Source organism: Actinomycetospora sp. (assembly GCF_055612215.1).
In genome coordinates this window covers 1-1,570 of record NZ_JBVPVA010000659.1, presented here as the reverse complement: position 1 = coordinate 1,570, position 1,570 = coordinate 1, and the positions used below count along the sequence as shown (strand labels likewise).

The following is a 1,570-nucleotide window of genomic DNA, read 5'->3' as shown; positions in this document are numbered from 1 at the left end:
GCGCCCGGAGGCGTTGGCCTGCCAGACCTCGACCAACTGGTTGCGCACCGGGCGTCCGGCCCCGTCGCACACCCGGCCGGTGACGACGATCCGCTCCCCGAGCGGCTCGCCCACGTGCTGGCGGGTGAGGTCGTGGTCGAGCGCCCCGACGTCGGCGGCGCCGAACACGGGCGCGAACCGCTCGACGAGGCTCGGCGGGGCGACCACGAGCGGCTGGGACGGGGACCGCAACGCCGTCGAGCGGTACGGCGCGTAGGCGCGGTCGGGGTGACCGCCGCGCAGGGGAGGGAGCCCGGCGGCAGCCCGGATCTCCTCGACGATGCGGTCCTGCTCGGTGGGCTCGCGTGCGGGTGCCCCCGCGGGCGGGCCGGCGGATGACGGGCTCACACCGGTCAGAGTGGCGGGGATCCCCGGCGTACGAGAGGCTGGCTTCCGTTCACCGGAAGCAAAGGAGCGCCGGGGTGTCGTCGACGACGGACGCGGAGCCGGGCCCGGAGGCCCACCCCGCGCGCCCGCGCGCCCGCGGCCGTCGCGGACTCCCCGAGGGCAGCGGGCTGAGCTCCTCGGAGGGCCGGCGCGCCCCGAGCGTGACCGGGCGGGTCTTCTCGATCCTCGAGGCCTTCGACGGCGACCACCGCGCACTGACCCTCACCGAGATCGCCCGGGCCGCGGGCCTCGCGGTCTCCACCGCGCACCGCCTGGTCGGGGAGCTCACCGCGTGGGGCGCGCTCGAGCGCGGGGCCGACGGCGCCTACCGCGTGGGCCTGCGGCTGTGGGAGGTCGGGTCACTGGCCCCGCGCAGCGTCGGGCTGCGCGAGCGGGCGATGCCGATCCTCGAGGACCTCTACGAGGCGGTCCGCCAGAACGTGCAGCTGGCCGTGCGCGACGGGCACGAGATCGTCTACGTCGAGCGCCTCGCCCACCCGGAGGCGGTGCGCGTGTTCTCCCGCGTCGGCGGGCGGTGGCCGCTGCACCCCACGGCCGTCGGGCAGGTGCTGCTCGCCCACGCCCCGCCGGTGGTGCAGGAGTCGGTGCTCGCCGAGCGCCTCCCCGCCTTCACCCCGAAGACCATCACCGACCCGGCCATCCTGCGCCGGGTGCTCGCCGCGGTGCGCCGCGACGGCGTGGCGGTGTGCGACGGGATGATCGACCTCGCGGCGCTCTCGGTCGCCGCCCCGGTGCGCGGCGAGGACGACACGGTCGTCGCGGCGTTGTCGGTCGTGGTGCCCTCGCCCAGCGAGGGCGGCGGGATCGAGCCGCGCACGCTCGTCCCCGCGGTGCGCGCCGCGGCACGCGGCATCTCCCGCGCCCTCGGCGCCCCGACCGCGCGCCGGTCCGACGCGATCGCCCGGCCCGGTCCGCGGCCCGCCTGAGCGGCGCGTCTCCCACGCACCCCGGGGCGGCTCCGGTCGTTCTCGCCATCGTGGGAGCGATCACAGGGCGCCGGTGCCCGTCGTCCGTCGGGAAGTCCGCGAGGCGGGGCCGCGCGCTGCGCGCCGCCCTCGTGGCCGTGGCGACGGCCGCGGCGCTGGTGGCGGGGGCCACGACCGCCGCGGCGTCGGTGCCGGCG

At 78.3% G+C, this 1,570-nt stretch carries 2 protein-coding genes; one reads left to right on the top strand and one right to left on the bottom strand.

Going from position 1 to position 1,570, the window contains the following annotated elements; genetic code table 11:
* On the bottom strand, window positions 1-387 hold a 387-nt coding region (locus AC0CYZ_RS18095), incomplete at its 3' end, for a dioxygenase family protein (protein WP_472217806.1).
* 74 nt (window positions 388-461) lie between these two features.
* Between AC0CYZ_RS18095 and AC0CYZ_RS18090 the strand changes: the two genes are divergently transcribed.
* Window positions 462-1,373 carry an IclR family transcriptional regulator gene (locus tag AC0CYZ_RS18090; protein WP_472217804.1) on the top strand — a complete coding sequence of 304 codons (912 nt, stop codon included), beginning with the start codon at window positions 462-464 and terminating at the stop codon, window positions 1,371-1,373.
* Window positions 1,374-1,570: the final 197 nt, after the last annotated feature.